A 25117-nucleotide genomic window follows, 5' to 3' on the forward strand; every position below is an offset into this window, starting at 1 on the left:
GCCATCAATTCTACCGGTTCCGGTTTACTGCTTTTACAGCGCGGTGCCGCCTCTAAGATGAGTCATGGACTTCGAGTCGGCGCTCTGGACGGTTGCAGGGGCCGGGCTGATATTGCTGATGCTCGCCGACGTCTTCCACACGCTCCTGTATCCGCACGGTTCCGGTCCTGTGGGCCGGACCATCATGCGGGGATTCTGGCTGGTGTCGAAAGGATTGCGGGGCAGTGGCTCCACCATCGCAGCACCATTGGCCATGGCCGCCGTCATCGGCGCCTGGGCAGGTTTGGCGGCAATCGGCTGGGCACTGCTGTACCTCCCCCATCTGCCGGGGGGCTTTGTTTACGGACCCGGGGTTCCCCAGCGCGGCGACTTTGCTGAAGCGCTCTACATCTCCCTTGTCAGTCTTTCCACCGTGGGCTTCGGTGACGTGGTGCCGGCGGATCCGATGCTCAGGCTTGCAGTGGCACTCCAAGCAGTCACCGGATTCGGGCTGTTAACGGCGACGGTCTCCTGGATTCTGCAGACCTACCCGGCCCTCAGCCGCCGCCGGGCACTGGCCCACCAGCTGAACCTTTTCAGGGAAGCTGCGGGACCAGCGGGCGTATCTTCACTGGATCCGCGACACGCGGCCGGGCTACTGGAAGCAATGGCCGGAAATGTGGCTTCAGTGAGCATAGACCTGCTTTCGTTCCACGAAACCTATTACTTCCACGAAGCTGCGCAGCGGGGATCCCTGCCAGCCACGGTTGCCTACGCCCACCGGCTGGCCTCCGAGGCCCAGGGCAGCGAAAGCTCCGAACTCCAGTTCGCTGGACGGATGCTGCATGCGGCGCTGGACGACCTCGCGGATGTGCTTCGAGGCAAGTTCGGCCATTCGGGATCAACGTCTTCCGCGGTATTCGACAGCTACGAGCTGCACCACAGGCGCCGGCGGCGGGAGGAACCGGGCAGATAGCCGGGACCGGTTCGCGTAGACTTGCTCGAAGGTGAGCCGGGAAGTCTGGTCGGCATGTGTACTTGTGGACCCAACGTTTAGGACCTTCATGAACGAGAATCGCCCTGCCCCTCCGCGCCCTTCCGTCCTCGGACGCGGGAGTTACTCCGAGGTACTTCGTGTCGGAGAGATCCTGCGGAAGGAAACGGTCGGCGGCATCCTGCTGGTAGCTGCCGCCGCCGTCGCCATTATCTGGGCCAACTCACCAGCTTCGGACAGCTACTTCGCGTTGCGCGACTTCAAGGTCGGCTACGAGCCCTGGCACCTTGAACTCAGCCTGGGGGCTTGGGCAGCGGACGGCCTTCTGGCGATCTTCTTTTTCCTCGTGGGTTTGGAGCTCAAACGGGAGTTCGTCGCCGGAGACCTCCGGCAGTTGAGTAAGTCCATCGTCCCGATCACAGCGGCAGCCGGGGGTGTGGTTGTTCCGGCAGTGATCTACACGGTGATCAACCTGACCAGCCCCGAGACCCTGCGCGGATGGGCCATTCCCACAGCCACGGACATCGCGTTTGCCGTCGCGGTTCTGGCGATCATCGGTTCACACCTCCCCAGCGCCCTGCGGATCTTCCTGCTGACCCTTGCCGTGGTGGATGACCTGTTGGCGATCAGCATCATCGCGCTGTTCTACTCCAGCGACATTGAGGTCTCCCCGCTGCTCTTCGCGCTGATCCCCCTGGCGGCCTATACCTTTCTGGCGCAGAAATACCGCCGGTTCTTTGGGACCAATCCCCTGGCTCCCTGGGTGATCCTGCTTCCCCTCGGAATGGTCGTTTGGGCGCTTGTGCACGCTTCCGGGATCCACGCCACGGTTGCCGGTGTCCTGCTTGGCTTCGCCGTTCCCGTCCTCCGTTCGCAAGCCAGCGGAGGACCGGGCGCCGGGCCGGGCCTGGCTGAGATCTTTGAACACCGCTTCAGGCCGATTTCGGCAGGCGTAGCGGTTCCCATCTTCGCGTTCTTCTCGGCCGGCGTAGCCGTTGGCGGGTGGGACGGCCTGATGTCCGCCCTGACTGATCCTGTTGCCCTGGGCATCATCGTTGCCCTTGTTGCAGGCAAGCCCATAGGCATTATGGGAATCACCTGGCTCCTGACGAAGGTGACCAGGGCGTCCCTGGACAAGTCGTTGAAGTGGATCGATGTCTTCGGGGTTTCGCTCCTCGCCGGGATCGGGTTTACCGTCTCCCTTCTCGTGGCCGAACTGAGCTTCGGTCCGAGCAGTGACCACGATGACCACGCCAAGGTGGCCATCCTCACGGCATCAGTGATAGCCGCACTCCTGGCGGCGGTAGTACTGAGCACCCGGAACCGCTACTACCGCGTTGCGGAAGCCGAAGAGAAAGTCGACGCCAACGACGACGGCATCCCGGACGTTTACCAGCACGACCAGCGCCCTTAAGCCCAGGCTTGGCCACGCACGCGTATGCAACTTGGCAGCGCCGACCCATCACTCGGGCGGCTGTACGGGCGGGTTCCCAGCCTCCTCTTCGACGAGGGTCTTGAGGTTTGTGAGTTCCTTGCGTGCTTCTGAACCGCTCAGGATGGCGCGTTTAATCAGCTTGCCAACGAGGCCCAGCCCACGGGGCCAGTGTGTTTTGGCGAGAAGCTGCATCTGAGTGCCGCCGGCTTCGGACAGAAGGCGCGTATCGACGTCGAACTTCAGTCCGAAGTAGGATCCACACTGAGTGTTCGAGGGTGCCCAGGTTGCCTCCTCATCTCCTGCGGGCCAAGCCCGCGCGGGCACCATGCTCGCGCGGGCTGCCGGCGGCCAGCGCCGACGTCGTACTGTTCCTACTTCCGCTGGGTGATGTTGAGGATGTTCCCCTCAGTGTCCAGGAACCAGGCGGCCTTCCCCCACTCACTGTCGGCAATGCCGTTCTCGGTCTTCAGCCCGGGCTGGTCGTAATCTTCGAAAACGACGCCACGGCCCCGAAGCTCCTCAACTTCGCGGTCGAAATCATCCGTGTCCCAGCCCATCTGGGTGTTCTTGGCCGTGCCGGCGTTGTCCGTCTGGTAGATCATGAAGCCAGTGCCGTTTGCGCACTGGTAGATCAGGGCCTCGTCCTCCATGGTCTGGGCCGGCTCGAGTCCCAGCTTGTCGCTGTAGAAGGCCTTCGCCCTGTTGATGTCCTTCGCGGGAAGGACAGCCATGACGGGTGCATTGTTGAGCATGATGATTTCCTCTGCGCTGAGATATGGCGTTGATGGCGATGCTCTCCCCCGGGTGCCGGCCCCGGAACGTGCTTGTCCGGTGCCGCGTGGCCGCCCGTTCCGCCGAGTGCCGGGGCGGCCACCTGGGACCCTGCGACGCCCCGCCAGCCTTCACGGCACGAGGGTCCCCGAAGCTTATGTGGCCATTATGGAACCGAATTGCGGCTACGGAAATAGGGGATTTCTACTGCCCGCGATGCGGGTCCAAGCCCTTCGCGTACGCCGCCTGCCCGACGTGCTGGAGGCAGTCGGCAATGGTGCTGACCAGCCGTACGCCGAGGGTGACGGGCGGGTCCCATCGGGTGTCGACGACGCGGTCCAGGTCGCCGTCGTCGAGCGTCTGCAGGAACGCGACGGTCTGCCGGTGGACCGCATCGTAGTACTCCAGCAGCAGCTCCGGGCTTGCCTTGACGGCGTCCACCTGTTCGGTGGAGTGGCCGTAGCCTGTGTCGCGGGCACGCAGGGGCAGGTCGAAACGGGCCACAAATCCCTGCGCCGTCCAAACCTGTTCGACGCCGGCGGCGGAGCCCACCTGTGCGTCCTCCACGCGGCCCAGGTGCCAGATCAGCCACGCGATTGAGTTCCCGGTGCCGGCCGGGCGGCGGACCAGCGACCCGTCGTCGAGCCCCTCAAGAATGGCTTCAACGGTCTCGCGGATCCGGCCAAAGGCGTCCAGCAGGAGTTCACTCGTTTTCATCGGGTCCCCTTTGAGCTCGGCCTGCTATTGGATCTCCGCGCTCGGCCAAGGAATCGTCAACGGTGCCCATGCCGGCCATTCTATTCCTGAGCATGCTGTTGACGGCTGCCGGCGCTTAGAGTTTCTGATTGCCGGGGGCGCCGCGGCTTGGGATACTTCCAGCACATACCACCTCCTCCAGGACTGAAGCCATGGACTACGTCAAAGACCCCCGCGTTGACCAGTACATCGACGCCCTTCCGGCCTGGCAGCAGGACATCTGCCACAGCATCCGGGACCTGGTCCACACCGCCGATCCCGACGTCGAGGAAACCATCAAACGAACCGTCCAGCCGTACTTCGTCCTGCAGGGCAACGTTATTGCCCTCCTCGCCGCGAAGGACCACGTCAACGTTTTCCTGTATGACGGCGGCATCACCCCGGATCCGCACAACATCATCACCGGCGGGCACGGCAACAAAACCGGCCGCACGATTGCGATCCACGAGGGTGATTCCGTGAATGAGGAAGCACTGGTGGAGCTGTTCCGGGCGATTATCGCCAACAACCGCGCCGGCGGCTGGCGAAAGCTCAAGCAGCCGGAGTAGGTGCAGGGCGTTTCAGTTCCACTGGCACCGAATGCCAATGGGCGTGCATATCGTCCGTCGCGGGGCACTTTGGCGCCGTGGGCGTCGCAAATGACGACGCGGCCGGCGTGTCCGTGTCGAAGTGCCCCGTTTTGGGGGCCCACTCCTCGCCACCGCCAGGCAGGACAGTGTGAGGTGCCGGACATTACTTGCCTCCCGCGCAGCCAGCCCCGCATAATGGTTAGCAGGGCTAATTAGCAGTGCTAACTATATGTGGGAGGACTCCGAAACCCCATGACCACCACCAAAGAGACGGATCAATCGTCCGCTGACAGCATCAAGCCGGACATCCTGGCGATCGACCTCAGGACTGCCGTGATGCGCACGTCCCGGCGGCTGCGCATTGAAGCCACCGGGGATGTCATCACGCCGGGCCAGTACACGGTACTTGCGCACCTCCGGAATGAATCCCAGACCCTGCGGGAATTGGCGGAACGTGAGCACGTGCAGGCGCCGTCCATGACGCGGATCGTCAATGCACTCACGGACCAGGGGTTTGCGTCCCGGTCGGCGCATCCCGAGGACGGCCGCCAGGTCCAAGTGAGCATTACTCCAGCCGGCGAGACGGTCCTGGCCGAGGCGCGCAGCCAGCGGACGGCATGGCTGGCCCAGCGTGTCGCCGGGCTCAGCGACGAGGACCGCCTCATCCTCAGCCGGGCCGCACGCATCATGCAGGAGATGAGCGCCAAATGAGCGCCATGTTCCGGGCACTCGAAAACCGCAATTACCGGATCTGGGCGGGCGGCGCGTTCGTCTCCAACATCGGCACCTGGATGCAGCGGATCGCGCAGGACTGGCTGGTACTGACGGTCCTCACCAACCACTCCGGCACCGCCGTCGGCATCACCACCGGGCTCCAGTTCCTCCCCAGCCTGCTCCTTGGCCCGTATGGGGGCGTCCTCGCGGACCGGTACAGCAAGCGCGTGATCCTGCTGTGGACGCAGGTTGCGATGGGTCTCTGCGGGCTCGCCATCGGACTCCTGGTGGTGACGGGCAGCGCCCAGCTGTGGCATGCCTATGTGGCCGCGCTGTGCCTGGGACTGGCCAGCGCGATTGATGCGCCGGCCCGCCAGGCCTTCGTGTCCGAACTTGTGGGGCGGGAACACGTCACCAACGCAGTTTCCCTGAACTCCGCGTCCTTCAACACCGCCCGGCTCACCGGCCCCGCGATCGCCGGCGTGCTGATCGCCTGGGTGGGGACCGGACCGGTCTTCCTGCTCAATGCACTGAGCTTTGCCGGCGTCATCATCTCGCTGCCGCGGATCCGCACTTCTGAATTGAGCCTGGCCACGCCGGCAAGTCGCAGCAAGCACCCGGTGATGGACGGCCTGGGCTACGTGCGGCAGCGGCCGGACCTTGTGCTCATCCTCGTGATGGTGAGTGTCATCGGGGCCTTCGGCATGAACTTCGCCATCACCAATGCCCTGATGGCAACCGTGGAGTTCCAGGCGGGGCCCGGGGAATTCGGGCTTCTGGGCTCCATCATGGCCGTCGGGACGCTCGCCGGCGCCCTGCTTGCCGCCCGCAGGTCAGGCCCGCGGCTGCGTTTCCTCCTGGGCGGGGCCCTCGGAGCGGGTTTCTTTTCGCTGCTGGCCAGCGTGTCGCCGTCGTTCTGGCTCTATGCCGCCGTGCTGATCCCGGTGGGCCTGGCCACGATCACGTTCCTGAACAGCTGCAATACGAGCATCCAGCTGTCAGTGGAGCCGCAGTTCCGCGGCCGGGTGCTTGCCCTGTACCTCGCTATCCTGCAGGGCGGGACCGCCCTGGGGGCGCCGCTGCTGGGGTGGATCGGCACCGAATTCGGTGCCCGCTGGTCGGTGGCCACAGCTGGGGGCATCGTGCTGCTGACCGGGCTGTGCGCGGTCATCGCCGTCAACCGCCGCAGTCCGTTGACCTTCCGGCAGCAGGTGCGCACAGCGTTTCCTGGAAGGCGCGCCGCGGCCTAAGCACCCAGCAAGTGAGCGACCCGCGTGGCGGTCTCCGCCATCTGCGCCTGGTCGTCGTTGCGCGAACGTACACTTGTGGCCCTCGCTCAAGCGCGAACGTACACTTGTGGCCCCCGCACAAGCGCGAACGTACACTTGTGGCCTCGCCGCAGGGCCACAACTGTACGTTCGCGCAAGGGGGTTAGGCCTGGACGCGCTGGCGGTAGATCCTTGGCGTTTCACCGGCGTCGTTGAGGAAGTGCCGGTTGAAGTTGGAGAGGTTGGAGAAGCCCACTTCGTAGCAGATCTCGGAGATGGCCTTGTCGCTGCGCTCCAGCAGCCGCCGCGCGTGGGCAAGGCGCAGCTTGCGAACCAGGTCGCTGAAGTTCTGCCCGGTGGCCCGCTTGAAGTACTTCGAGAACGTCGGATCCGGCATCCCCACCAGGGCAGCGGCCTCGGACATCTTGACGCTGCCGGCATGGTTGCTGAACACATACTCCAGGACAATGTCGACGACGGCGGCCGCCTGGCCATCCAGCTGCGGTCTGAACCATTCCTCGGCAAGGTAGCGCCGTTCCTCCTGGGGTGCCCGCGTCAGGATCCCGAACAGGGCAAACAGGTGCTGGAGCCGCTCCAGCCCGGCGGTGGCGCCCATCGCCTCGATGGCTGCGGCCGCCGTCTCCGCTGAGCGCCCCAGGAACTCGATCCCCCGCGCCGACTGTTCCAGCAGCGGCATCACTTCGGCCAACTCCGGGACCAGGGAAGCCGCTTGCTCCACCCACTTCCCGTCGAACTGGATGACGGCATCCCGGTTCTCCAGCACTTCGCCTGGCTCCAGGTCACTGACCCAGTCGTGCGGCAGCCCCGATCCAACCAGTGAGACGTGGCCGGCCTCGAACGTGCCAATATGGTCTCCGACGATGAACTTCCCGGTGCCCTTGCGGATGAGGTGGATCTCGTACTCGGGGTGGTAATTCCACCGTGCCACGGGGCTGGGGTAACTGTGCTCAACCCACCGGACCGAGTGGTCGGGATCAGGCGGGATGACTTCCCTGTTGGCCCGCATCCCCAGGAGCCTTTCGGCCAGCCTCGCCGTTGCTCCGTCGGCAGTGTCCGCGGCTGTCATGGGGTTCTCCGTACGTTCGGGTGCTTATGAAATCTAGACAGCACCTCAGGGTTTTCTCCCAGGGTAGCGCCTGCCACACGGAACGGCAGCGGAAAATTAGTATCAGAAACTGGCAACCAGGGCGCTAGTTGCGCCCTATCCCACAGGCCTAATGTTGAGGAACATCAACGAGGCACATCGGAATTCCCGTTCACTTGCCTCGCCCCGGTCCGGTACGTCGACGCAGCAGTCGAGGTGCGGTGACTGTGCACCCCTGAAGAACAAAGGAGTCCTTAATGCGCCCCAAAATGCGTGCTGCGACCCTGGCCGCCGGCGCTTTGTGCGTCGCGCTGAGCGCCTCGGCCTGTGCCGGTGCCGGCGGAGGCAATTCCGCCGGAGACCCGAACAGCATCAATGTCCTGATGGTGAACAACCCCCAGATGGAGGACCTCCAGCGGCTCACCGCGGACAACTTCACCAAGGAAACCGGCATCAGGGTCAACTACACGATCCTCCCTGAGAACGACGTCAGGGCCAAGATCAGCCAGGAATTCTCCAGCCAAGCCGGCCAGTACGATGTTGCCTCGCTGTCCAACTACGAGATCCCGTTCTACTCGGCCAACGGCTGGCTCGCGCCGCTGCACGACGTGGCCCAGGACCCTGATTTTGACCAGGACGACATCCTCCCTGCCTACACTGCGTCACTCACTGGTACGGACGGCAAGCTCTACGGCGAACCGTTCTACGGCGAGTCCTCGTTCCTGATGTACCGCAAGGACATCCTGGAAGCCAAGGGCCTCACCATGCCGGAGAAGCCCACGTGGGACGAGGTGGCCGAGATCGCCGCCCAGGCCGACGGCGCGGCGCCCGGCATGAAGGGCATCTGCCTCCGTGGCCAGCCGGGCTGGGGCCAGGTCTTCGCTCCTCTTACCACCGTGGTCAACACCTACGGCGGCACCTGGTTCGACAAGGACTGGAACGCGCAGGTCAACTCCCCGGAATTCACCGCAGCGGTCGAATTCTACACCAAGCTAGTCCGCGAGCACGGGGAAGCAGGAGCCGCGCAGGCAGGCTTCACCGAGTGCCTGAACAACATGAGCCAAAGCAAAGTGGCCATGTGGTACGACGCCACGTCTGCCGCCGGCGCCCTGGAAGCCGAGGACTCCCCGGTGAAGGGCAAGATCGGCTACGCCCAGGCTCCGGTGAAGGAAACCAAGTCCTCCGGGTGGCTGTGGACCTGGTCCTGGGCTGTTCAGGCAGCCTCAAAGAAGCAGGATGCTGCCGCGAAATTCATCTCCTGGGCCAGCTCGAAGGAGTACGAGGAACTCGTGGCCTCAAAGCTCGGCTGGGCGAAGGTTCCTTCCGGCAAGCGGATCTCCACCTACGCGAATGCCGAATTCCAGAAGGCGGCGCCGTTCTTCGAAGCCGAACGGTTCGCCATTGAGAACGCCGCCCCGAAGAATCCGGGCGTGCAGGAACGTCCCGCCGTCGGAATCCAGTTTGTGGGCATCCCCGAGTTCGCCGCACTGGGCACCAACGTCTCCCAGGGTGTCAGCTCCGCCATCGCAGGCCAGGGCACCGTTGCCGATGCGCTGGCCAAGGGCCAGGAAGCGGCCCAAAAAATCGGCAACAGGTACAAGTAGCAACGACCGAATCGCAGGAGAACATCATGACTACCGCAACGGCGCGCATCTCCCGCCCGGGACGCAATGCAGCCAAACCTTCACGAGATGCCGAGTCGCGCGAACGCGCCCTGGCCTGGGCACGGCGCGCACCGCTGCTTCCCGCCCTGGTCTTCCTTATCCTGGTCACCCAGCTCCCGTTCGTGGTGACGCTGATTATCTCGTTCCTGAACTGGAACAGCCTCAGCCCTGACAAGACTGCATTCGCCGGCCTGGAGAACTACGCGACCGTCCTCACCGACCCGGACCTGCGCCAGGCAATCTTCACCACCATCCTGCTCACCGTCTCCGTAGTGCTGATCAGCCTCCTCATCGGACTGGGCCTGGCCCTGCTGCTGGACAAGAAATTCATCGGCCGCGGACTGGCCCGCACCCTGCTAATTGCACCCTTCCTGGTGGTACCCGTAGCAGCGGCCCTGATCTGGAAGCACGCCCTGCTCAACCCCACCTACGGGCTGATCAACGGCGTCCTCACCTGGATATGGTCACTGTTCGGCAGCCCCACGGCGCCGCAACTGGACCTGCTCTCACAGGCTCCAATGATGGCTGTAATACTCTCCTTGGTGTGGCAGTGGACGCCGTTCATGATGCTCATCCTGCTGGCTGGCCTGCAGTCCCGCCCCATGGACACCGTGGAAGCTGCCCAGATGGACGGCGCCACGCCCTGGGCGATCTTCCGGCACCTGACCCTGCCGCATCTGCGCCAGTACCTGGAGCTGGGCGGCCTGCTCGGAGCCATCTACATCGTGCAGAATTTCGACGCCGTCTTCACCCTCACCGCAGGCGGACTGGGCACTGCCAACCTGCCCTACGCGATCTACCAGACGTTCTACTTCGCCAATGAATACGGCCTGGCATCCGCCGCCGGCGTCGTGGTGGTCGTCGGCACCATCATCGTGGCCACCTTTGCCCTCCGCACCGTCTTTTCGCTCTTCAAGAAGGAGGCAGCTCGATGAGCACCCTCACTCCTGCCGCACCCAGCAAGACAACCCCCGCCCGTGCCACGTCAACCACCGGATCACTCCGGCGCGGCAAGTCACGCATGGATCCGACCCGCAACAACACCGCCGCCGGCATCGCGGCCTGGCTGCTCGCACTCCTCTTCGCGGTCCCGGTCCTGTGGATGATCCTCACCTCGTTCCACTCCGAGACCGACGCCGCAACCAACCCGCCCTCCTTGGCCGCGAACCTCACCCTGGACGCATACCGGGAATTCTTCGGCCAAACATCCGGCGTCAGCCCGTGGCCGGCACTGATCAACTCAGCCACCGCATCGATCCTGTCTACGGTCCTCGTGCTGCTCCTGGCCTTCCCGGCCGCCTACGCGCTCTCCATCCGGCCGGTGAAGAGGTGGACGGACGTAATGTTCTTCTTCCTTTCCACCAAAATGATGCCCGTCGTGGCAGCCATCCTGCCGCTCTACCTCTTCGCCAGAACCGTGGGGGCACTGGACAACATCTGGTTTCTGATCCTGATGTACACGTCCATGAACCTGCCCATCGCCGTATGGATGATGCGCTCATTCCTGGCCGAAGTGCCGGAAGAAATGCTGGAGGCAGCCCAAATCGACGGCGCCAACCTCCTGCTCATCCTCCGCAAAATCATCGCGCCCGTGGCCATGCCAGGCATCGCCGCCACCGCCCTGATCTGCTTCATCTTCAGCTGGAACGAACTGCTCCTTGCCCGCGTCCTCACCGGCGTCGTGGCAGGCACTGCCCCCGTCTTCCTGACGGGTTTCGTCTCGGGGCAGGGACTGTTCCTGGCGAAGGTCTGCGCGGCCGCCGTCGTCATCTCCCTGCCGGTGCTGTTCGCAGGTTTCGCCGCCCAGGACAAGCTCGTCCAGGGCCTCTCCCTCGGCGCCGTGAAATAACCCGGCCCGCTCCACTCTTCAAAGGAACACTTCAATGACAACATCTACCGCCCAGGTCCTCCCCCTGGTACACCCCGACCTGCCGGCAACCATGCGCGCCTCCGTCCTCAAACGTCAGGGCGACATGGCGATGGAAACCCTGCCCCTGCCCACGCTCGACGCCGACCAGGTCCTGGTCCAGGTGGCCGCCGTAGGAGTCTGCGGCAGCGACGTCCACTACTACGAACACGGCAGGATCGGCGACTATGTGGTGGACCACCCGCTGATCCTGGGCCACGAACTCTCCGGCCGGATCGCCGCCGTCGGAAGCGCAGTTGACTCTTCCCGCATCGGCAACCGCGTCGCCGTCGAACCCCAGCGCCCCTGCCGCACATGCAAACAGTGCAAAGCCGGCCGCTACAACCTCTGCCCGGACGTCGAGTTCTACGCCACCCCGCCGATCGACGGCGCCTTCGCCGAATACGTCACCATCCAGTCTGACTTCGCGTACGACATCCCGGACAGCGTCAGCGACGAGGCAGCCGCCCTCATCGAACCGCTTTCGGTGGGTCTCTGGGCCTGCGAGCGCGCGGAGATCAAACCGGGCAGCAGGGTCCTGATCGCCGGCGCCGGTCCGATCGGCATCATCGCCGCCCAGGCCGCCCGGGCATTCGGCGCCACGGAAATCTTCATTAGCGACATCGCCGAGGACCGGCTCGCGTTCGCCCTGGAACACGGGGCAACGCACGCGCTCCACGCCGGGACGGACGGTATGGAAGGGCTCGACGTCGATGCGTTCATTGACGCGTCCGGCGCACCGCAGGCGGTCCGTTCCGGAATCAAGGCCGTCGGGCCGGCCGGGCGGGTCATCCTCGTCGGGCTCGGGGCGGACGACGTCGAACTCCCCGTCTCCTTCATCCAGAACCGGGAGATCTGGCTCTCCGGAGTGTTCCGCTACACCAACACCTGGCCGCTGGCCATCCAACTGATCGCCGACGGGAAAGTGGACCTCGACATCCTGGTCACCGGCAAGTACGCCCTCGCCGAATCCGAAGCAGCGCTCAAAGCCGGCAAACAGCCCCGCCAGCTCAAAGCCGTGGTCTATCCGGGCCGATGACCATGATCACCGTAATCGGAGAATCCCTCGTCGATACCATCCGAGATCCGCAGATGGCTGCTCCCACACAGACACATCCGGGCGGCAGCCCGCTGAACGTCGCCGTCGGCTGCGCCCGGCGGGGGCCAACCCGCCCACCTCTGCCGAACTGGGTTCCCTGACCGGATTCCTCACCGCAGCGTAGGGGGAGACAAGCAGTAAGAGGGGCGGGCGCGGAACCTCACCCCGGCGCGAACGTACACTTGTGGCCCTCGTTCAAGCGCGAACGTACACTTGTGGCCCTCGCCGCAGGGCCACAAGTGTACGTTCGCGCCAACAAGCCTCAGGATTTGGCTGCGCGGATGGCCCGGCGGATGGCGGCGCCGAGGACCGAGACCAGAGGAACCAGGCACACCAGCGTGACGACGGTGTTGGGCCGGAACGCGACGTCGCCGCCGACGTTCCGGTAAACGCCCAGCGGCAGGACCATGCCGCCGCCCCCTCCGCCCGATGCGCCGTCGTCGCCCTCGTTGCCGCCGCCGAAGCCGAAGGAGACGAGAGCCACCGGAATGACCTCCTGCCCGCCCAGCTGGACGGGGGTGCCGTACGCCCTGGTGACGCCGACGTTCTTGAACGTGTCCACAAGGTTCGAAAAAGTATCAGCCATGCCACAACCGTAGGCCCGGACGCGTCCGGACCGCCAGAGCTCCCAACTTGCCGAACCTGTCGATTATCGATACTATCCAACTGTAAATCGACACCCTAGGAGACCTCATGGGAAAGCTCACCGTCCTGGCGTTACGCATCGTGATTGCGATGGTGCTTGCCGGCTCATTGTTCGTGCAGGTGTGGATGGTGCCGCTGATCTCGGCAGACCTCGTTGAGGCGGGCGCACCCGATGGCCCACGTGTTGCGTTGCTGGCCATCATCGTCCTGGGAATCGTGTGCGTTCAGGTCACCGCAGTGTGCGTGTGGCGGCTCCTCACCCTGGTGCGCCGCGGAACGGTTTTCTCCCACGGGGCCTTCCGGTACGTGGACATTATCTTCGGCGCGATCGCCTGTGCCTCACTGCTCATGTTCGGGATCGCGGTCATCCTGGCGCCCGGCGAAACCGCGCCCGGCATCGTGGGCCTGGTCTGCGGAGCGTCCCTCATGATCGCCGGCGTTGCACTGATCGTCCTGGTGATGCGCACGCTGCTGGCCCAGGCCGTTGCCCGCGACGCCGAAGCGAAGCACCTGCGCAGCGAACTCGACGAGGTGATCTGATGCCGATCGTCGTCGACATCGATGTGATGCTGGCCAAGCGGAAGATGCCCGTGGGCACCCTCGCCGACCGGGTGGGTATCACGCCCGCCAACCTTGCGGTCCTCAAGAACGGGCGGGCCAAGGCGGTGCGCTTCACCACGCTGCAGGCACTGTGCGAGGTGCTGGAATGCCAGCCCGGCGACCTGCTGCGCTGGGAGCCGGATGATCCCGCCTCCCGCGGAACGGACGACGGCGGGCGGCCGCTTTCCGAGTTCGGCTAACCAGCGTGCGGCGCGGGATAATGGACGTATGACGGACCAGGACCATGAGCTGTGGGATGAGTTCGACAGGCTCAAGCCCGCTGCCCGCGACCGCGTGGAGGGCTACCCCGGCGGAGAGCCCATTGGCTTTGGCTTCCGCACGGGCGTGCGAAGCGCGAGGGTGGCCCTTGGTTTCGCCGTGTACGCGCTGGTCCTTGGAACCGTCCTGGTCCTGCTGGGGGTCATCTACTTCATCAGCGAAAGCCAGTGGCTGATGCTCGGAGTGATGGCGTTGATCGAAGCCGGCTTCATCCTTGCTTTCCTGAGGCTGGTCCGCCAGGCACGCAACCGGCGCTCCCTCCAATAGCGCCCTTGTTGATCGATGAGGGTCAGCTCCGGCTATTCGACAACATCCCGGTCACTCTTGGCCCACATCGCCAGTCAGCCCGGGGGTAGGCCCGGAATCTGCTTCAGCTGGCGAAGCTGCAGCCACCTGGTGGGGGCCTGGTTCAATGTCCCTGTAGCGGCGGGCTGCCGGCTCCCATGAATCGCTGATGGCGTAAGCAGCAGGGCTGACAGGCGTGGATGCTTCCATTGGGCAAATTCCTAACATGTAGCGGCGCGTCCGAACCTTGTCGGAGCACCATCTGCGTCAAGCATTCAGAGATGTTTGCTTGACCCCCAAATCGGACATGGCAATAAGAGTAAACGCCGCCGCAACTGGGCGTCAACCTTTGCTGCAAGGAATACGTCTTGTTTACAACCGTTTTGGGTTGCCGCGTCCACCGGGCGGGCATTGGAAGGCACTTTAGGCCCTCAGGCGGGCCCTTGAGTCAGGGTTCCTTCGTTCGAGATTACGGCCTGGGAACTGGACCGGTGGACGCCCTCAGGACGAGGTCAGACTCGAGCAACACCTCGGACGGTCCGCTGAATTCGCCGGAGATATCGGTGATGAGCGCCTGAACCGCGGCATGGGCAATCGCGCCCACGGGTTGACGAAGGGTGGTGAGCGGCGGATCCGTAAGCGCCATCAGTGGAGAGTCGTCGAATCCGATCACAGAGACATCCTCCGGCACGCGCAGGCCGGCGGCGCGGGCGGCCCTCACGGCTCCCAGCGCCATAAGGTCGGAGGCGCAGACTAGGGCGGTGTGCCCTGTCCTCAGCAACTCGGAAGCCGAGCTCTGGCCACCTTCGATGGTGAACATGCTGGTGGCTATGTGCGACTCAACGTCCTGTTCGTTCAGGAGCTCATCCAGGGCAGTGCGGAAGCCGTCGATTTTGTTGCGGCTGGGCAGGAAGCGGTGCGGGCCAATCGATAAGCCGATCTTGGTATGTCCCAGCGAGGCCAGATACTGAACGGCATCAAAGATGGCCTTCGCGTCATTATTTGCAACCGACGTTGCGTCAAGTTCCGGCCTGCTGCCGTTGATGAGCACGTAGGAAAGCCCACGGCCCTGGAGGCGGTGGTAGCGCTCCATGTTGGCCTGTCCGTCCGCATGCGCCCCGCAGATGAACACAATCCCTGCCGACCCCTGCTTAATCAGCAGGTCGATATATTCGTCCTCTGACCGTCCGCCGCCAGGAAGGGCGCACAGGACCGGAATGAAGTCTTCTTGCGAGAGCAGGGATACCACGCCCTGCGCCAGGGCGGTGAATATCGGGTTGATGAGGTCTGCGACGATCACGCCAACTTGGCCTTTGGTGGTGCCCGCGCCGCGGTCAGAGCGCTCGTAGCCCAAATCATCCATCGCCGTGAGAACCGACTGCCGCACTTGGCGGGAGACCCCGTTTCGACCGTTCAGCACCCGGGACACCGTGGCTACGCTGACACCCACATGCTTAGCGAGGTCTTCAAGGCGTGGCCGCTCCGGGGCGCCGCTGCCCTTCTGCGCGACGGCGTTTTTCATGGCTGCTCCTGATCTGGACGGATCGTAGTACGCCCAGTATAGGCAGACCTCGCGCGACCTATTTACAAAAACACGACGTAAGATTTACGCAAATCCTTGACGTGCCTGTCCTCACATTTCTATCGTTGACGGACCCACAGCTCACCAATGATGCCGGTCTGGGTCATTTCACGGAAGGTTTCCCATGGTTCTTCGAACCTCTTTACACGGTTCACGCCGCAAGGCCTACCTATCAGCCATAGCAGCCGCGGGTATGGCTCCCCTTGTTCTGGGAGGACTGGCGGGCCCTGCCCTCGCGGACCACACCCCGGCCCCGACCAGCGTCACCGTGGTCGGTTCCCTGCAGTCCGAACTCGGCTGCCCCGGCGACTGGCAGCCTGAATGTGGCGCCACCACGCTCCAGCCTGTGGCCGGTTCACCCGGCCTCTATCAAGGGACCTTTCATGTCCCCGCCGGTGGATACGAGTTCAAAATCGCACTCAACAATTCATGGGAAGAAAACTATGGAGCGGCCGGGGCCACAGGCGGGGCAAATCTAGCCCTGACAGCACCGGGTGGATCGGTGACCTTTTTCTACGACCACAACACGCACCTGATCACCGATAACCTGCCGGACGCCGTGGGCAATGTGGCCGGCGCCCACTGGCTCAGCAGCAACACGATCGCGTGGAAGGGTTCCACGGAAGCCGCAGCGAGCTACCGGCTTTACACCGCAGCGGATGGCGGAATCACAATCTCGGGTACTCAGCTCAGCGGTGGAGAACCCATCGAGCTCAGCCGTCAGGCCGCTGGCCTCAGCGGCGAGCTGGCGTCACGCTTCCCGCACCTTGCCGGCTTTCCAGTCCTGACCATTCCTGACGGGGACGCGGGCCGTGCCAAAGAACTGCTGAAGGGGCAGGTGGTCCTCGCGGCCCTGGACGCCTCCGGTAACGTCGTCGCGACGAGCGGGGTGCAGACGCCCGGTGTCCTCGACAACGTGTATCCCGGCGCTCTTCAGCGCGAGCTTGGGCTGCGCTGGAAGGGCCAGAAACCTCAGCTTGCGCTCTGGGCGCCGACTGCGCGGAGCGTCCAGGTCAAGGTTTACGCCAACGGAGCCAGCGGTGAGCCGAGCGCCGCTGTCCCGCTGACGCTGGACAAAGACGGCGTCTGGACAGTCGAAGGAGACAAGGGCTGGAAAGGCTCCTACTACGTGTATGAGGTTGAGGTTTACGTTCCCGAAACCGGGAGAGTCGAACGCAACACGGTGACCGACCCCTACAGCCTGGGGCTTTCAACAAATTCCGAGCGCAGCTTCTTCCTCGACCCGGACGACAAGGCCCAGGCCCCCGACGGGTGGAACAAGATCTCCAAACCCGCGCTGGCCCAGCCTGAGGACCTGTCCATCTACGAACTCCACGTTCGGGACTTTTCCATCGGTGACCGGAGCGTCCCTGCGCATCACCGGGGCACGTACAAGGCCTTCACGGATGCCGGCAGCAACGGAATGAAGCGTCTCAAAGAACAGATCAGCGCCGGTATCAACGCAGTTCACCTCCTGCCCGTCAACGACATCGCGACCATAGAGGAACGGCGATCGTTGCACCAGGACCCGGCCTGCGATCTGCCGTCCCTGCCTCCCGCGAGCGAGGAGCAGCAGGAATGTGTTGCCGCGATAGCGGCTAAGGATGGCTTCAACTGGGGCTACGACCCACTGCACTACACGACACCAGAGGGGTCCTACTCGACGAACCCCGAGGGCGCCACCCGCACCGTCGAGTTCCGGGAAATGGTCGCGGCCCTGAACGACGCCGGGGCACGTGTGATCCAGGACGTTGTCTACAACCACACCTCCGGTGCTGGGCAGAACTCCGCGCACAACCTGGACCGCATTGTTCCCGGTTACTACCACCGGCTTAACCCGGACACCGGCACTGTGGAATCCTCCACCTGCTGCGCCAACACTGCCACCGAGAACGGCATGATGGGCAAGCTCATGACAGACTCCCTGGTGACCCTCGCCAAGACCTACAAACTCGATGGTTTCCGCTTTGACCTCATGGGCCACCACTCCAAGCAGAACATCCTGGACGTCCGGGCCGCCCTGGACAAACTCACACTGCACAAAGACGGCGTGGATGGGAAGAACATCTACCTGTACGGCGAAGGCTGGGAATTCGGTGAGGTCGCCAACGACGCAAGGTTTGTCCAGGCAACCCAGGCGAACATGGCCGGAACCGGGATCGGCAGCTTCAACGACAGGCTCCGCGACGCTGTGCGAGGCGGCACGCCGTTCGATGACGACCCCCGCATCCAAGGCTTCGCCACCGGACTGTTCACTGACCCCAACGACTCAGCCGCCAACGGAACACCGGAGCAGCAGCGCGAAACCCTGCTGCTGGCACAGGACCAGCTCAAGGTTGGACTGACAGGCAACCTGGCCGACTACACCTTCACGGACCGTACCGGTGCGACCGCCAAGGGTTCCGACATCCTCTACAACGGGCAGCCGGTTGGATACACCAACGATCCACAGGAAGCCATCACGTACGTCGAGGCCCACGACAACGAAACCCTGTTCGACGCACTGGCCTTCAAATTGCCCCAGGGCACCAGCATGGCCGACAGGATCCGTATGCAATACCTTGCCTTGGGCACCACCGCGCTCGGGCAGGGCTTGTCGTTCTGGCACGCAGGAGCGGAAGCCCTGCGCAGTAAGTCCCTGGATCGGAACAGCTATGACTCAGGCGACTGGTTCAACGTCCTTGACCACACCGACGCAACCAACGGCTTCGCTCGGGGCCTGCCGCCTGTGGTCGATAACGGGGACAAGTACCCGTTCATGAAGCCGCTGCTCGAAGACCCGGCACTCAAGCCCGGGACGGCAGACATGGCCGCCGCCCGGGCCGGCGCCGCCGAACTGCAACAGCTCAGGAAGAGCAGTCCCCTGTTCCGCCTTGGCACCGCAGCGCTCGTCCAGCAGAAGGTCTCCTTCCCCACTGGAGGACCAACGCAGACCCCCGGAGTCGTAGTCATGAACATCGACGACACCGCCGGTCCGGACGTGGACCCCAAGCTCAAGGGCCTGGTTGTCATCTTCAATGCCTCCGACGAAGCAACAACACAGAATGTCGCGGGTACTGAGGGGAAGAGCTACTCGCTCCACCCTGTCCAGGCAGGCGGTAAGGACCCCGTCGTGAAGACCGCCACGCACGATACGGCCTCTGGAACGTTCACTGTTCCAGCCCGCACGGTTGCGGTCTTCGAAGCCAAGTAAACCCACCTCTCCCCCCGTGGAGCGCAGGCCAGGCCACGCGCTCCACGGGCGACGCGCCTCCTACTCGGGACACGGTTCATGGCTTCGGTGGAGGGGTTGACCGGACCATCCGGAATTCCGGCAGGCTTTCCCACTCAGGCGGAAGCTGCCCGCATTTTCCGTCGGGCCGGAATCCGTGTTTGAGATAGAAGGCCACCGCCCGGGGACTGCCCTCAACCACCCAGAGGTAGGCCGGGGACTCCCCAATAGCTGCGCGCATCAGGGCCGCCCCAAGTCCGGTGCCGTGCGTCCTTTTGAGCGTGTAGATCGAATACAGTTCAAGCTCTTCGGGGCCGTCCTCGTCGCGGCCCGGACCGGCGTCGGCCAATCCCACCACTTCGCCGTCGGCGTCCAGGGCAATGATCCGCGGGTCCGGGACATCCAGGTGGGGCCGACGCCGTTCCACACGCTCGGGGATATTGGCCCGGCGTGCACGGAAGAACTCCTTGGACAGCAGGTGCGGGTAACACTCCTCATGTGCCAGCGTGTGCATCCCCACCACCGCCTCGGCGTCCTCGGGAGTGGCCCGGCGAAGCTGATAGTCCATCTTCCCCAGACTAATCTTTGACCCAGCCGACTTTGTGGAGCCAGCCGGTCAGGATGGGCAGGACCACCGAACTGTGCATCGCGCCGAGATGGTCGAGTCCGGGAAGGACCTGCACATCCCAGCCGGCGGCGACGAGTGCCTCCTGGTGTCTGGCCAGGGGTTCACCGATCAGCACCTGGACGCCGCCCCATTGCGGGCTGTAGTCGATCTGGTCGTCGGCCCCGGCGAACGCGAGCCGCGGCAGGTCACGCGGAACTTCGGCGACGGAGTCGTCGAAGTCCTGGAGTGCTTCGTAGAGGGTGACGAACTGGAGTGTTTGGGCTTCGGTGGTCTGGACGGCGGCGGCGTCCCAGTCCCCCGGCTCGGCGTCGTCGATCGGGACCCAGGCCGGGTCAGGCTTCTGGGCGGACTTCGCGTGCGCGGCGCGGGTGACCGCCAGCATGCTCTGGTAAGGGCCGCCCAGGGGCGGAAATCCACCCATGGCCAAGGCCCGCAGACGGCTCGTGCGGAGGGAAAGCTGCAGCCCGCTCAGCGCCAGCCAGGAGTAGCCGTAGTAGCCGAACTCGTCGGCTGCGGCGGCGTCCGCAATGCCGAGCAGGTCGGCGGCGAGGTGGTCCGGGGTGAGGGTTTCCGCCGCGGGATGTGACATCCGGTGGCCTTCGTAGTCAGCCACGATCACCCGGTTTGACCGGGAAAGCCTACGGACCATAGCCGGACCCAGATCAGGGTCCCCGCCCCACTTGCGCATGGTCTCGGCCGCGGTCGAATCATACGGTTCCAGTCGGGCGGGCACCAGCAGCGCCGGCCCGTCGCCGTGAATGGTCACGGGGATGATCGAACCGTCATGGAGGACGGCCTCAGCAGTTTCAGCCATGTTGCTCCCTTACCTTTCAGTAGGACTTAGCTGGCGCGCTTCTTTCGGTCCTTCCTTCGGCCCAGCCAGTAGCAGACGGCCAGGAAAAGGCCTATGCTCCCGAAGATGCCTGTCAGGACGGTTCCGATCCCCCGATAAAAGACGCCGTCGCTCTCGAATCCGAGCGCCGTGGCCTGGCCGGGATCGGCAGTGCCCACGACGAAAAGGATCGGTCCAAGGCAAATCACCAGTACCGAAAGTGCAAGGTTGGCCCGCATCCCCCACGAATGTTTCGGCTTGCGGTTGACTGTGGCGTTAGGCGAGGTCACGCACCCATTCTGCCGCAACTCCCATCAGCCAGTGATGGCAGGAATCAATGATCGGCGGAGCCATTCTTCAACCTCCGCTTGCCCACGCAGCCTGACGACGCAGACATGCGGGTAGTCGTTGACGAAGTGCGGCATCAGTTCGGTGTATTTCCGCCGCGTCCGGATAGCCCAGCGGACTATGTGGTCACGGTCGGTGAAGAACGTGCGCAGCGGCGCCTCAAGGTTGCCGTTCCACAGTTCTTCGCGCCGCAGCTGGAAGATCGCGTCAATCTCCATGTGCGGACCTCCCGTGATCCCGGCGATCCGTCCAGCCAGCGTCGTCTTGCCGGAACCCGACACGCCGGCCACGAGAACGCGCTTCGGCCGGTGCGGAAGAGGCTCGTCGCGGGAATGCATGAATCGACCCTATCCATCGTCGTCATGATTCTCAGCCTGGTCCTGGAAGACTGACTGTCGCTACGTGCTTGGCGTGAAACCAGGACCCGAACGTATTCCCACTTTAGTTCCCTATGGCAGCGGCCGGAGGTGCGCGAACGTACAGTTGAGGCCCTTCAGCACTTTTTGGCATAGGCGTGGCCAGCAGTACCCGGCGGTCCGCGAGGCTCGGGCGCTGGCTGTTTGTCCCAGGTGCCTTTTCCTGGTTCCGGACAAAGTCGGGCATGCCACGCTGGCTGGAGATCATCATCCCCCACGCAAGTTCGGCGGTGGACGGCTCATGGACCCCTGCCGCGATGGCGAAAAGGCAACCGTCGGGCAGAACCGAAGCAACGCCGTCGTACCCTATGGACTGGCTCTGGACCAGCGCCACGTCCACGCCGTCCAGCGCGGTCAAGAGCCTTTGATCTGGCGAGCACACCGGCAGCTGCCCGGTCATCCTGCCATCACCAGTGCGTTTTCAGCCCAATCCCGACGGGGAAAACCATTGACATGTGACCATTTGGTCACCTATTTTAACCGCATGGACGCTGTCTTCAAGGCACTTTCCGACCCCACCCGCAGGGACCTGCTCGATGAGCTCTTCCGCGAGGACGGCCAGTCGCTGGGTGCCCTGGAGGCCCGTTTCGAGATGTCCCGCTTTGGGATCGCCAAGCACCTCAAGCTGCTCGAAGTTGCCGGCCTGGTGGTCACCCGTCGTCGGGGCCGCGAGAAACTGCACTTCCTGAATCCGGTGCCCATCCGCCTCATCCACGACCGCTGGGTGAGCAAGTATGCAGAACCATGGGCCGCTGCGCTCAGCGACCTCAAATCCAGATTGGAAAGTCCCATGGAGAAAATTTTCGAAATCTACATCAAGACCACCCCGGAACGGCTCTGGGAAGCCATCACGGACAGCGGGATCCGCAGCAAATACCAGTTCGGGATGAACATCACCTCGGACTGGACGCCGGGGTCCCGGTTCGAGATGTCACCCAACGACGGAGACCTCTTGGGAGAAGGCGAGAACAAAGAGGTGGATCCGCCCCGGAAGCTCGTCCAGTCCATGCGCGCCCTGTGGGGCGAGGACGTCAAGGCCGAAGGCTGGTCCACCATCACCTGGGAGATCGAACCGGTGGGCGACTCATGCCACCTCACCGTCACGCACAGCGACCTCCGCGAAGGTGCCAACGAACAGCTCTACGGCGGCTGGCCCATGATCCTCTCCGGCCTCAAGACCTGGCTCGAGACGGGCGAGAAACTGACCACGCCGGGTTCGCTGATGTATACCTGACGCCCTGGCCGCGTGCCAGGCATGAGGAAGGACTGGACTAGCCATGGCTCTGTCCCGACCGAAGATCATCAGCAGTACGCCCACAAAGCACAGTCCTTTGGCGGCGACGTCCAGATAGAAGGGCCCTCTCAGGAACTCCATACCACGATAGGCGCCAAAATCCGGAGCTGGAGGGAGAATCGAAGCAGGAGGGAGCTCTCAGTGAAGGCGGTCATTTGCGGTGCCGGGATCAGCGGGCTCTCCGCAGCGGCGTTCCTCGCCCGGGACGGATGGCAGGTGCTCGTTGTGGAACAGGCGAGGGGGCCGCGCCCGCAGGGGTACATGATTGATTTCTTTGGCCCGGGATGGCAGGCAGCCGCCAGCCTGGGCATCCTTCCCCGCCTCCGCGAACTGGGCTACCAGATCCCGAGGGTGGACTACGTCGACCGGCACGGCAAAACCCAAGCCACCCTGCCCTTCGCGAGGCTTGCCCAGGTGGCCAATGGCGGACTGACCAGCATCCTGCGCCCGGACCTGGAGCTGGCCATCCGCGAGGGACTGCCTCACGACGTCGACCTCCGGTACGGCCGCACCGTTTCGGCTGTCGGGCAGAGCAGGGACGGAGTGACCTTGACACTTGATGACGGCCAGGTGCTGAACGCCGATCTTCTCATCGGCGCTGACGGGATCCACTCGGCGGTCCGGGAGCTGGTTTTCGGACCGGAAGAGGAGTTCTTCCACTACCTCGGCTTCCAGGTGGGTGCCTACTCCTTCAGCGACCCGGAACTCGCGGAGTCCATCGGGGACCGGGTGGCGGCCACCGACACCCGCGGTGAAGCCATGTTCTTCTACCGGCTGCGTGACGGCCGGATCACCGCCATGGCGATACACCGGACAGCCAGCGCCGCGCTTCCGGCCGACCCACCGGCCCTGCTGAGATCCAGATACCGCAGCCTGGGCTGGATCTGTCCTGCCGCCGTCGAGCATTGCCCCGAAGACCTCTATTACGACCAGGTTGCCCAGATCAGGATGCCCCGGTGGCACACGGGCCGCGTGGTCCTGCTTGGCGACGCAGCCTCTGCGGTGTCGCTCCTGGCCGGCCAGGGCGCGTCCCTCGGCATGGCTGCGGCCGAGGCGTTGGCGCAAGAGCTTAGACAACGTCCGGAGATCGGCACGGCACTGGCATCCTTCGAAGCACGCGTGCGGCCGCCGGTTGGGCGGCAGCAGAAGGCCGGCGCAGCGGCCGCCCAGTGGTTCGTTCCGGCGACCCGGTACGCGGCCGTCGTCCGCCGCACCGCAATCCGGCTGTCCAAAGTACCGGGCATCACCCGTCTGATCAGCTCAGCCCTGATCGGCAAATCCGGCGCGGCACTGTAGTTCTTTGATCCAAGACCACAGCAGGCGGGGCCCCGCGTGAGGGCCCCGCCTGCGGACTTTCGGATGCCAATTCAGCCGAGCAGAGTGGTGATCAGCCGGACGGATGATGCGACGATGGCAACGAGGCCGATGGCTCCAAAGAGGTTGTGCCACCATTTGTTGCGGAGCTCTCCCATGATGGAGGCCCTGTTGGCCATGATGACGATCAGGACGCCGAGCATGGGGGCGATGAGTACGGTGAGGGATTGGGCGATGACGATCAGCGCCACGGGTGAAGACTGGAAGGTGAGCGTGATGATCAGTCCGAAGGCAAGGATCATGCCGGTGATGATGCGGGCAGTAGGGGATCCTGCTTTGGCGCCGCGGCCCAGGCCGTCGGAGAGCATGGTGCCTCCGGCGGTGGCGTTGGCGATCATGGATGAGAAGGCTGCACCGGAGAGGCCCAGGGCGAACAGCATGGATCCGACGGGACCGGCCAGTGGTGCGAAAACGGAGGCGAGGGCGTTGATGGTTCCGGCTTCGGCGCCGGTCTTGCCCAGCACGGCGGCGGCCACCAGGATGACCAACGCTGTCATGATGCCGGGTGCGATGATGCCGGGGATGGTGTCCACGAGGGTGATGTCGCGGTAGTCGCTGCGGGTGCGGCGGTGTTCCTTGACGCCGTAGGAGGTATAGAAGGCGGCGTTGATGGAGAAGTTGGTGCCCACGAGGGCGACAATGAGGATCTCGCTTCCTGCCGGCAGGCTTGGAACCATGCCTTCCATGGAGCGGTACCAGTCCGGTTGGGCAACTACGGTACTGGCGATGAACGCGATGCCCATGAGAACGACGATGACCAGCAGGGCCTTTTCAACGATTCCGTAGACATTTTTGAAGGCCAGGACGAAGCCGACGGCGGCGGTGCAGACAACGGTCCACAGGACCGGAGACCCGCCGAAGACAAGTGACAGGCCCAGGCCGGAGCCGACGGCATTGCCGACAGAGAACATCAGGGTGATGCCGAAGACGCCGAAGCCTGCAAGGACGCCCACCCATTTGCCCAGGTGGTCTTTGATGGAGGTGATCAACGACGTCGGGGTGGCGATGCCGAGCCGGACGCTCATGTCGGTGAAGAAGATCATCAAGATCGTTGAGATGGCGATGACCCAGACAAGGCTGTAGTCGAACCGGCTCCCGGCCTGGACGGCGGTGGTGAGGTTGCCGGGCCCGAACTGCCAGGCTCCCACCACGAACGCCGGACCCATCAGGGCCAGGTACCCGAGGAAAGACCGGCGCTTGGCAGGCGGGCTGGTGAGGGAAGTGCTTTCGGGGGTGACCATCTGACCTCGTTGTTCGTCCCGGGTGTGGATGATCCTATTCTGCTCGCGCATGGCGAGTCCTCCTTCTCCAGCTTCAGTGCTGGGGGTCGTCGTTGACCAGGTTGGAGAGTGAAATTTGGGCG

27 protein-coding genes and 1 pseudogene are annotated in these 25117 nt (G+C 64.1%); 16 read left to right on the top strand and 12 right to left on the bottom strand.

Translation table 11 applies throughout. The features are described from left to right. Positions 1–64 precede the first annotated feature (64 nt). Entirely contained in the window at positions 65–955 is an 891-nt protein-coding gene (locus AU175_RS06150; RefSeq protein WP_066286713.1) for a potassium channel family protein, read from the top strand. A gap of 88 nt (positions 956–1043) precedes the next feature. Beyond that, the gene (gene nhaA, locus AU175_RS06155) at positions 1044–2387 is read left to right on the top strand and encodes a Na+/H+ antiporter NhaA (RefSeq protein WP_066286714.1); all 1344 of its coding nucleotides are present in this window, start codon (positions 1044–1046) and stop codon (positions 2385–2387) included. 48 nt (positions 2388–2435) lie between these two features. Here nhaA and AU175_RS21655 read toward each other — a convergent pair whose 3' ends face one another. The 3 genes from AU175_RS21655 to AU175_RS06170 all read right to left on the bottom strand — a co-directional run bounded on the left by AU175_RS21655 (position 2436) and on the right by AU175_RS06170 (position 3896). Next, positions 2436–2600 carry a hypothetical protein gene (locus tag AU175_RS21655; protein ID WP_156642204.1) on the bottom strand — a complete coding sequence of 55 codons (165 nt, stop codon included), beginning with the start codon at positions 2598–2600 and terminating at the stop codon, positions 2436–2438. A gap of 179 nt (positions 2601–2779) precedes the next feature. Further along, positions 2780–3160, bottom strand: coding sequence for a VOC family protein (locus tag AU175_RS06165; protein ID WP_066286717.1), 381 nt, complete (start codon positions 3158–3160; stop codon positions 2780–2782). Positions 3161–3383: 223 nt separating this feature from the next. Then, positions 3384–3896, bottom strand: a complete 513-nt coding sequence (locus AU175_RS06170; protein ID WP_066286719.1) for a mycothiol transferase — start codon at positions 3894–3896, stop codon at positions 3384–3386. A gap of 191 nt (positions 3897–4087) precedes the next feature. Between AU175_RS06170 and AU175_RS06175 the strand changes: the two genes are divergently transcribed. The 3 genes from AU175_RS06175 (at position 4088) to AU175_RS06185 (ending at position 6468) form a co-directional block, all read left to right on the top strand. Then, positions 4088–4483 (top strand): DUF1801 domain-containing protein, encoded by a 396-nt coding sequence (locus tag AU175_RS06175; RefSeq protein ID WP_066286722.1) that lies wholly within the window; start codon positions 4088–4090, stop codon positions 4481–4483. Positions 4484–4756: 273 nt separating this feature from the next. Next, entirely contained in the window at positions 4757–5215 is a 459-nt protein-coding gene (locus AU175_RS06180; protein WP_066286724.1) for a MarR family winged helix-turn-helix transcriptional regulator, read from the top strand. Further along, on the top strand, positions 5212–6468 hold the full coding sequence (locus AU175_RS06185; protein WP_066286725.1) for an MFS transporter: 1257 nt from the start codon (positions 5212–5214) through the stop codon (positions 6466–6468). The genes AU175_RS06180 and AU175_RS06185 overlap by 4 nt, the downstream gene beginning before the upstream one ends. Before the next feature lie 181 nt (positions 6469–6649). On the opposite strand, the gene AU175_RS06190 is transcribed toward AU175_RS06185, so the two are convergent. Then, the gene (locus AU175_RS06190; RefSeq protein WP_082979037.1) at positions 6650–7573 is read right to left on the bottom strand and encodes an AraC family transcriptional regulator; all 924 of its coding nucleotides are present in this window, start codon (positions 7571–7573) and stop codon (positions 6650–6652) included. Between the two features lie 275 nt (positions 7574–7848). Here AU175_RS06190 and AU175_RS06195 point away from each other — a divergent pair, with 275 nt between their 5' ends. The 5 genes and pseudogenes from AU175_RS06195 to AU175_RS22290 form a co-directional block, all read left to right on the top strand. Further along, positions 7849–9195 carry an ABC transporter substrate-binding protein gene (locus tag AU175_RS06195; protein ID WP_066286727.1) on the top strand — a complete coding sequence of 449 codons (1347 nt, stop codon included), beginning with the start codon at positions 7849–7851 and terminating at the stop codon, positions 9193–9195. Positions 9196–9221: 26 nt separating this feature from the next. Beyond that, positions 9222–10190: a carbohydrate ABC transporter permease gene (locus AU175_RS06200; protein WP_066286729.1), complete on the top strand. Its 969-nt coding sequence runs from the start codon at positions 9222–9224 to the stop codon at positions 10188–10190. After that, a complete protein-coding gene (locus AU175_RS06205) occupies positions 10187–11104 on the top strand; it encodes a carbohydrate ABC transporter permease (RefSeq protein WP_066286730.1) in 918 nt (305 codons plus the stop codon). Before AU175_RS06200 ends, AU175_RS06205 begins: the two co-directional genes overlap by 4 nt. 34 nt (positions 11105–11138) lie before the next feature. Next, positions 11139–12200, top strand: a complete 1062-nt coding sequence (locus tag AU175_RS06210; protein WP_066286732.1) for an NAD(P)-dependent alcohol dehydrogenase — start codon at positions 11139–11141, stop codon at positions 12198–12200. Continuing rightward, positions 12197–12319: pseudogene (locus AU175_RS22290) on the top strand (carbohydrate kinase family protein); the annotation flags it as partial. The gene AU175_RS06210 and the pseudogene AU175_RS22290, both read left to right, overlap by 4 nt. A gap of 203 nt (positions 12320–12522) precedes the next feature. Here AU175_RS22290 and AU175_RS06215 read toward each other — a convergent pair. After that, positions 12523–12846 carry a hypothetical protein gene (locus AU175_RS06215; RefSeq protein ID WP_066286734.1) on the bottom strand — a complete coding sequence of 108 codons (324 nt, stop codon included), beginning with the start codon at positions 12844–12846 and terminating at the stop codon, positions 12523–12525. 107 nt (positions 12847–12953) lie between these two features. On the opposite strand from AU175_RS06215, the gene AU175_RS06220 reads away from it, so the two are divergent. Genes AU175_RS06220 through AU175_RS06230 form a run of 3 tightly spaced genes read left to right on the top strand, consistent with a single transcriptional unit; the run spans position 12954 to position 14051 of the window. Next, entirely contained in the window at positions 12954–13445 is a 492-nt protein-coding gene (locus AU175_RS06220; protein ID WP_066286736.1) for a DUF2975 domain-containing protein, read from the top strand. After that, complete coding sequence (locus AU175_RS06225) at positions 13445–13705, top strand: helix-turn-helix domain-containing protein (RefSeq protein WP_066286739.1); 261 nt, start codon at positions 13445–13447, stop codon at positions 13703–13705. The genes AU175_RS06220 and AU175_RS06225 overlap by 1 nt, the downstream gene beginning before the upstream one ends. A gap of 28 nt (positions 13706–13733) precedes the next feature. Continuing rightward, positions 13734–14051, top strand: a complete 318-nt coding sequence (locus AU175_RS06230) for a hypothetical protein (RefSeq protein ID WP_066286741.1) — start codon at positions 13734–13736, stop codon at positions 14049–14051. Between the two features lie 487 nt (positions 14052–14538). Here the strand turns inward: AU175_RS06230 and AU175_RS06235 are convergent, their stop codons facing one another. Then, on the bottom strand, positions 14539–15591 hold the full coding sequence (locus tag AU175_RS06235) for a LacI family DNA-binding transcriptional regulator (RefSeq protein ID WP_066286742.1): 1053 nt from the start codon (positions 15589–15591) through the stop codon (positions 14539–14541). A 253-nt stretch (positions 15592–15844) separates the two neighbouring features. Here AU175_RS06235 and pulA point away from each other — a divergent pair, with 253 nt between their 5' ends. Further along, a complete protein-coding gene (gene pulA / locus AU175_RS06240) occupies positions 15845–18844 on the top strand; it encodes a pullulanase-type alpha-1,6-glucosidase (RefSeq protein WP_231938480.1) in 3000 nt (999 codons plus the stop codon). Positions 18845–18920: 76 nt separating this feature from the next. On the opposite strand, the gene AU175_RS06245 is transcribed toward pulA, so the two are convergent. The 5 genes from AU175_RS06245 to AU175_RS06265 all read right to left on the bottom strand — a co-directional run bounded on the left by AU175_RS06245 (position 18921) and on the right by AU175_RS06265 (position 21444). Then, positions 18921–19430 (bottom strand): GNAT family N-acetyltransferase, encoded by a 510-nt coding sequence (locus tag AU175_RS06245; RefSeq protein ID WP_066286745.1) that lies wholly within the window; start codon positions 19428–19430, stop codon positions 18921–18923. A 10-nt stretch (positions 19431–19440) separates the two neighbouring features. Then, the gene (locus tag AU175_RS06250; protein ID WP_066286746.1) at positions 19441–20304 is read right to left on the bottom strand and encodes an alpha/beta fold hydrolase; all 864 of its coding nucleotides are present in this window, start codon (positions 20302–20304) and stop codon (positions 19441–19443) included. A gap of 26 nt (positions 20305–20330) precedes the next feature. Continuing rightward, complete coding sequence (locus AU175_RS06255) at positions 20331–20612, bottom strand: hypothetical protein (protein ID WP_156642206.1); 282 nt, start codon at positions 20610–20612, stop codon at positions 20331–20333. A 24-nt stretch (positions 20613–20636) separates the two neighbouring features. Beyond that, positions 20637–21008 (bottom strand): ATP-binding protein, encoded by a 372-nt coding sequence (locus tag AU175_RS06260; RefSeq protein WP_066286748.1) that lies wholly within the window; start codon positions 21006–21008, stop codon positions 20637–20639. Between the two features lie 103 nt (positions 21009–21111). Then, entirely contained in the window at positions 21112–21444 is a 333-nt protein-coding gene (locus AU175_RS06265) for a hypothetical protein (RefSeq protein WP_231938481.1), read from the bottom strand. A gap of 126 nt (positions 21445–21570) precedes the next feature. Between AU175_RS06265 and AU175_RS06270 the strand changes: the two genes are divergently transcribed. Both AU175_RS06270 and AU175_RS06275 read left to right on the top strand, forming a co-directional pair. Then, the gene (locus tag AU175_RS06270) at positions 21571–22320 is read left to right on the top strand and encodes an ArsR/SmtB family transcription factor (RefSeq protein WP_066290658.1); all 750 of its coding nucleotides are present in this window, start codon (positions 21571–21573) and stop codon (positions 22318–22320) included. A 201-nt stretch (positions 22321–22521) separates the two neighbouring features. Next, entirely contained in the window at positions 22522–23676 is a 1155-nt protein-coding gene (locus AU175_RS06275) for an FAD-dependent oxidoreductase (RefSeq protein ID WP_066286752.1), read from the top strand. Positions 23677–23747: 71 nt separating this feature from the next. Here the strand turns inward: AU175_RS06275 and AU175_RS06280 are convergent, their stop codons facing one another. Then, entirely contained in the window at positions 23748–25046 is a 1299-nt protein-coding gene (locus AU175_RS06280) for an Nramp family divalent metal transporter (RefSeq protein WP_082979038.1), read from the bottom strand. Positions 25047–25117: the final 71 nt, after the last annotated feature.

The organism is Arthrobacter sp. B6, from assembly GCF_001663775.1.
Taxonomy (GTDB): domain Bacteria; phylum Actinomycetota; class Actinomycetes; order Actinomycetales; family Micrococcaceae; genus Arthrobacter.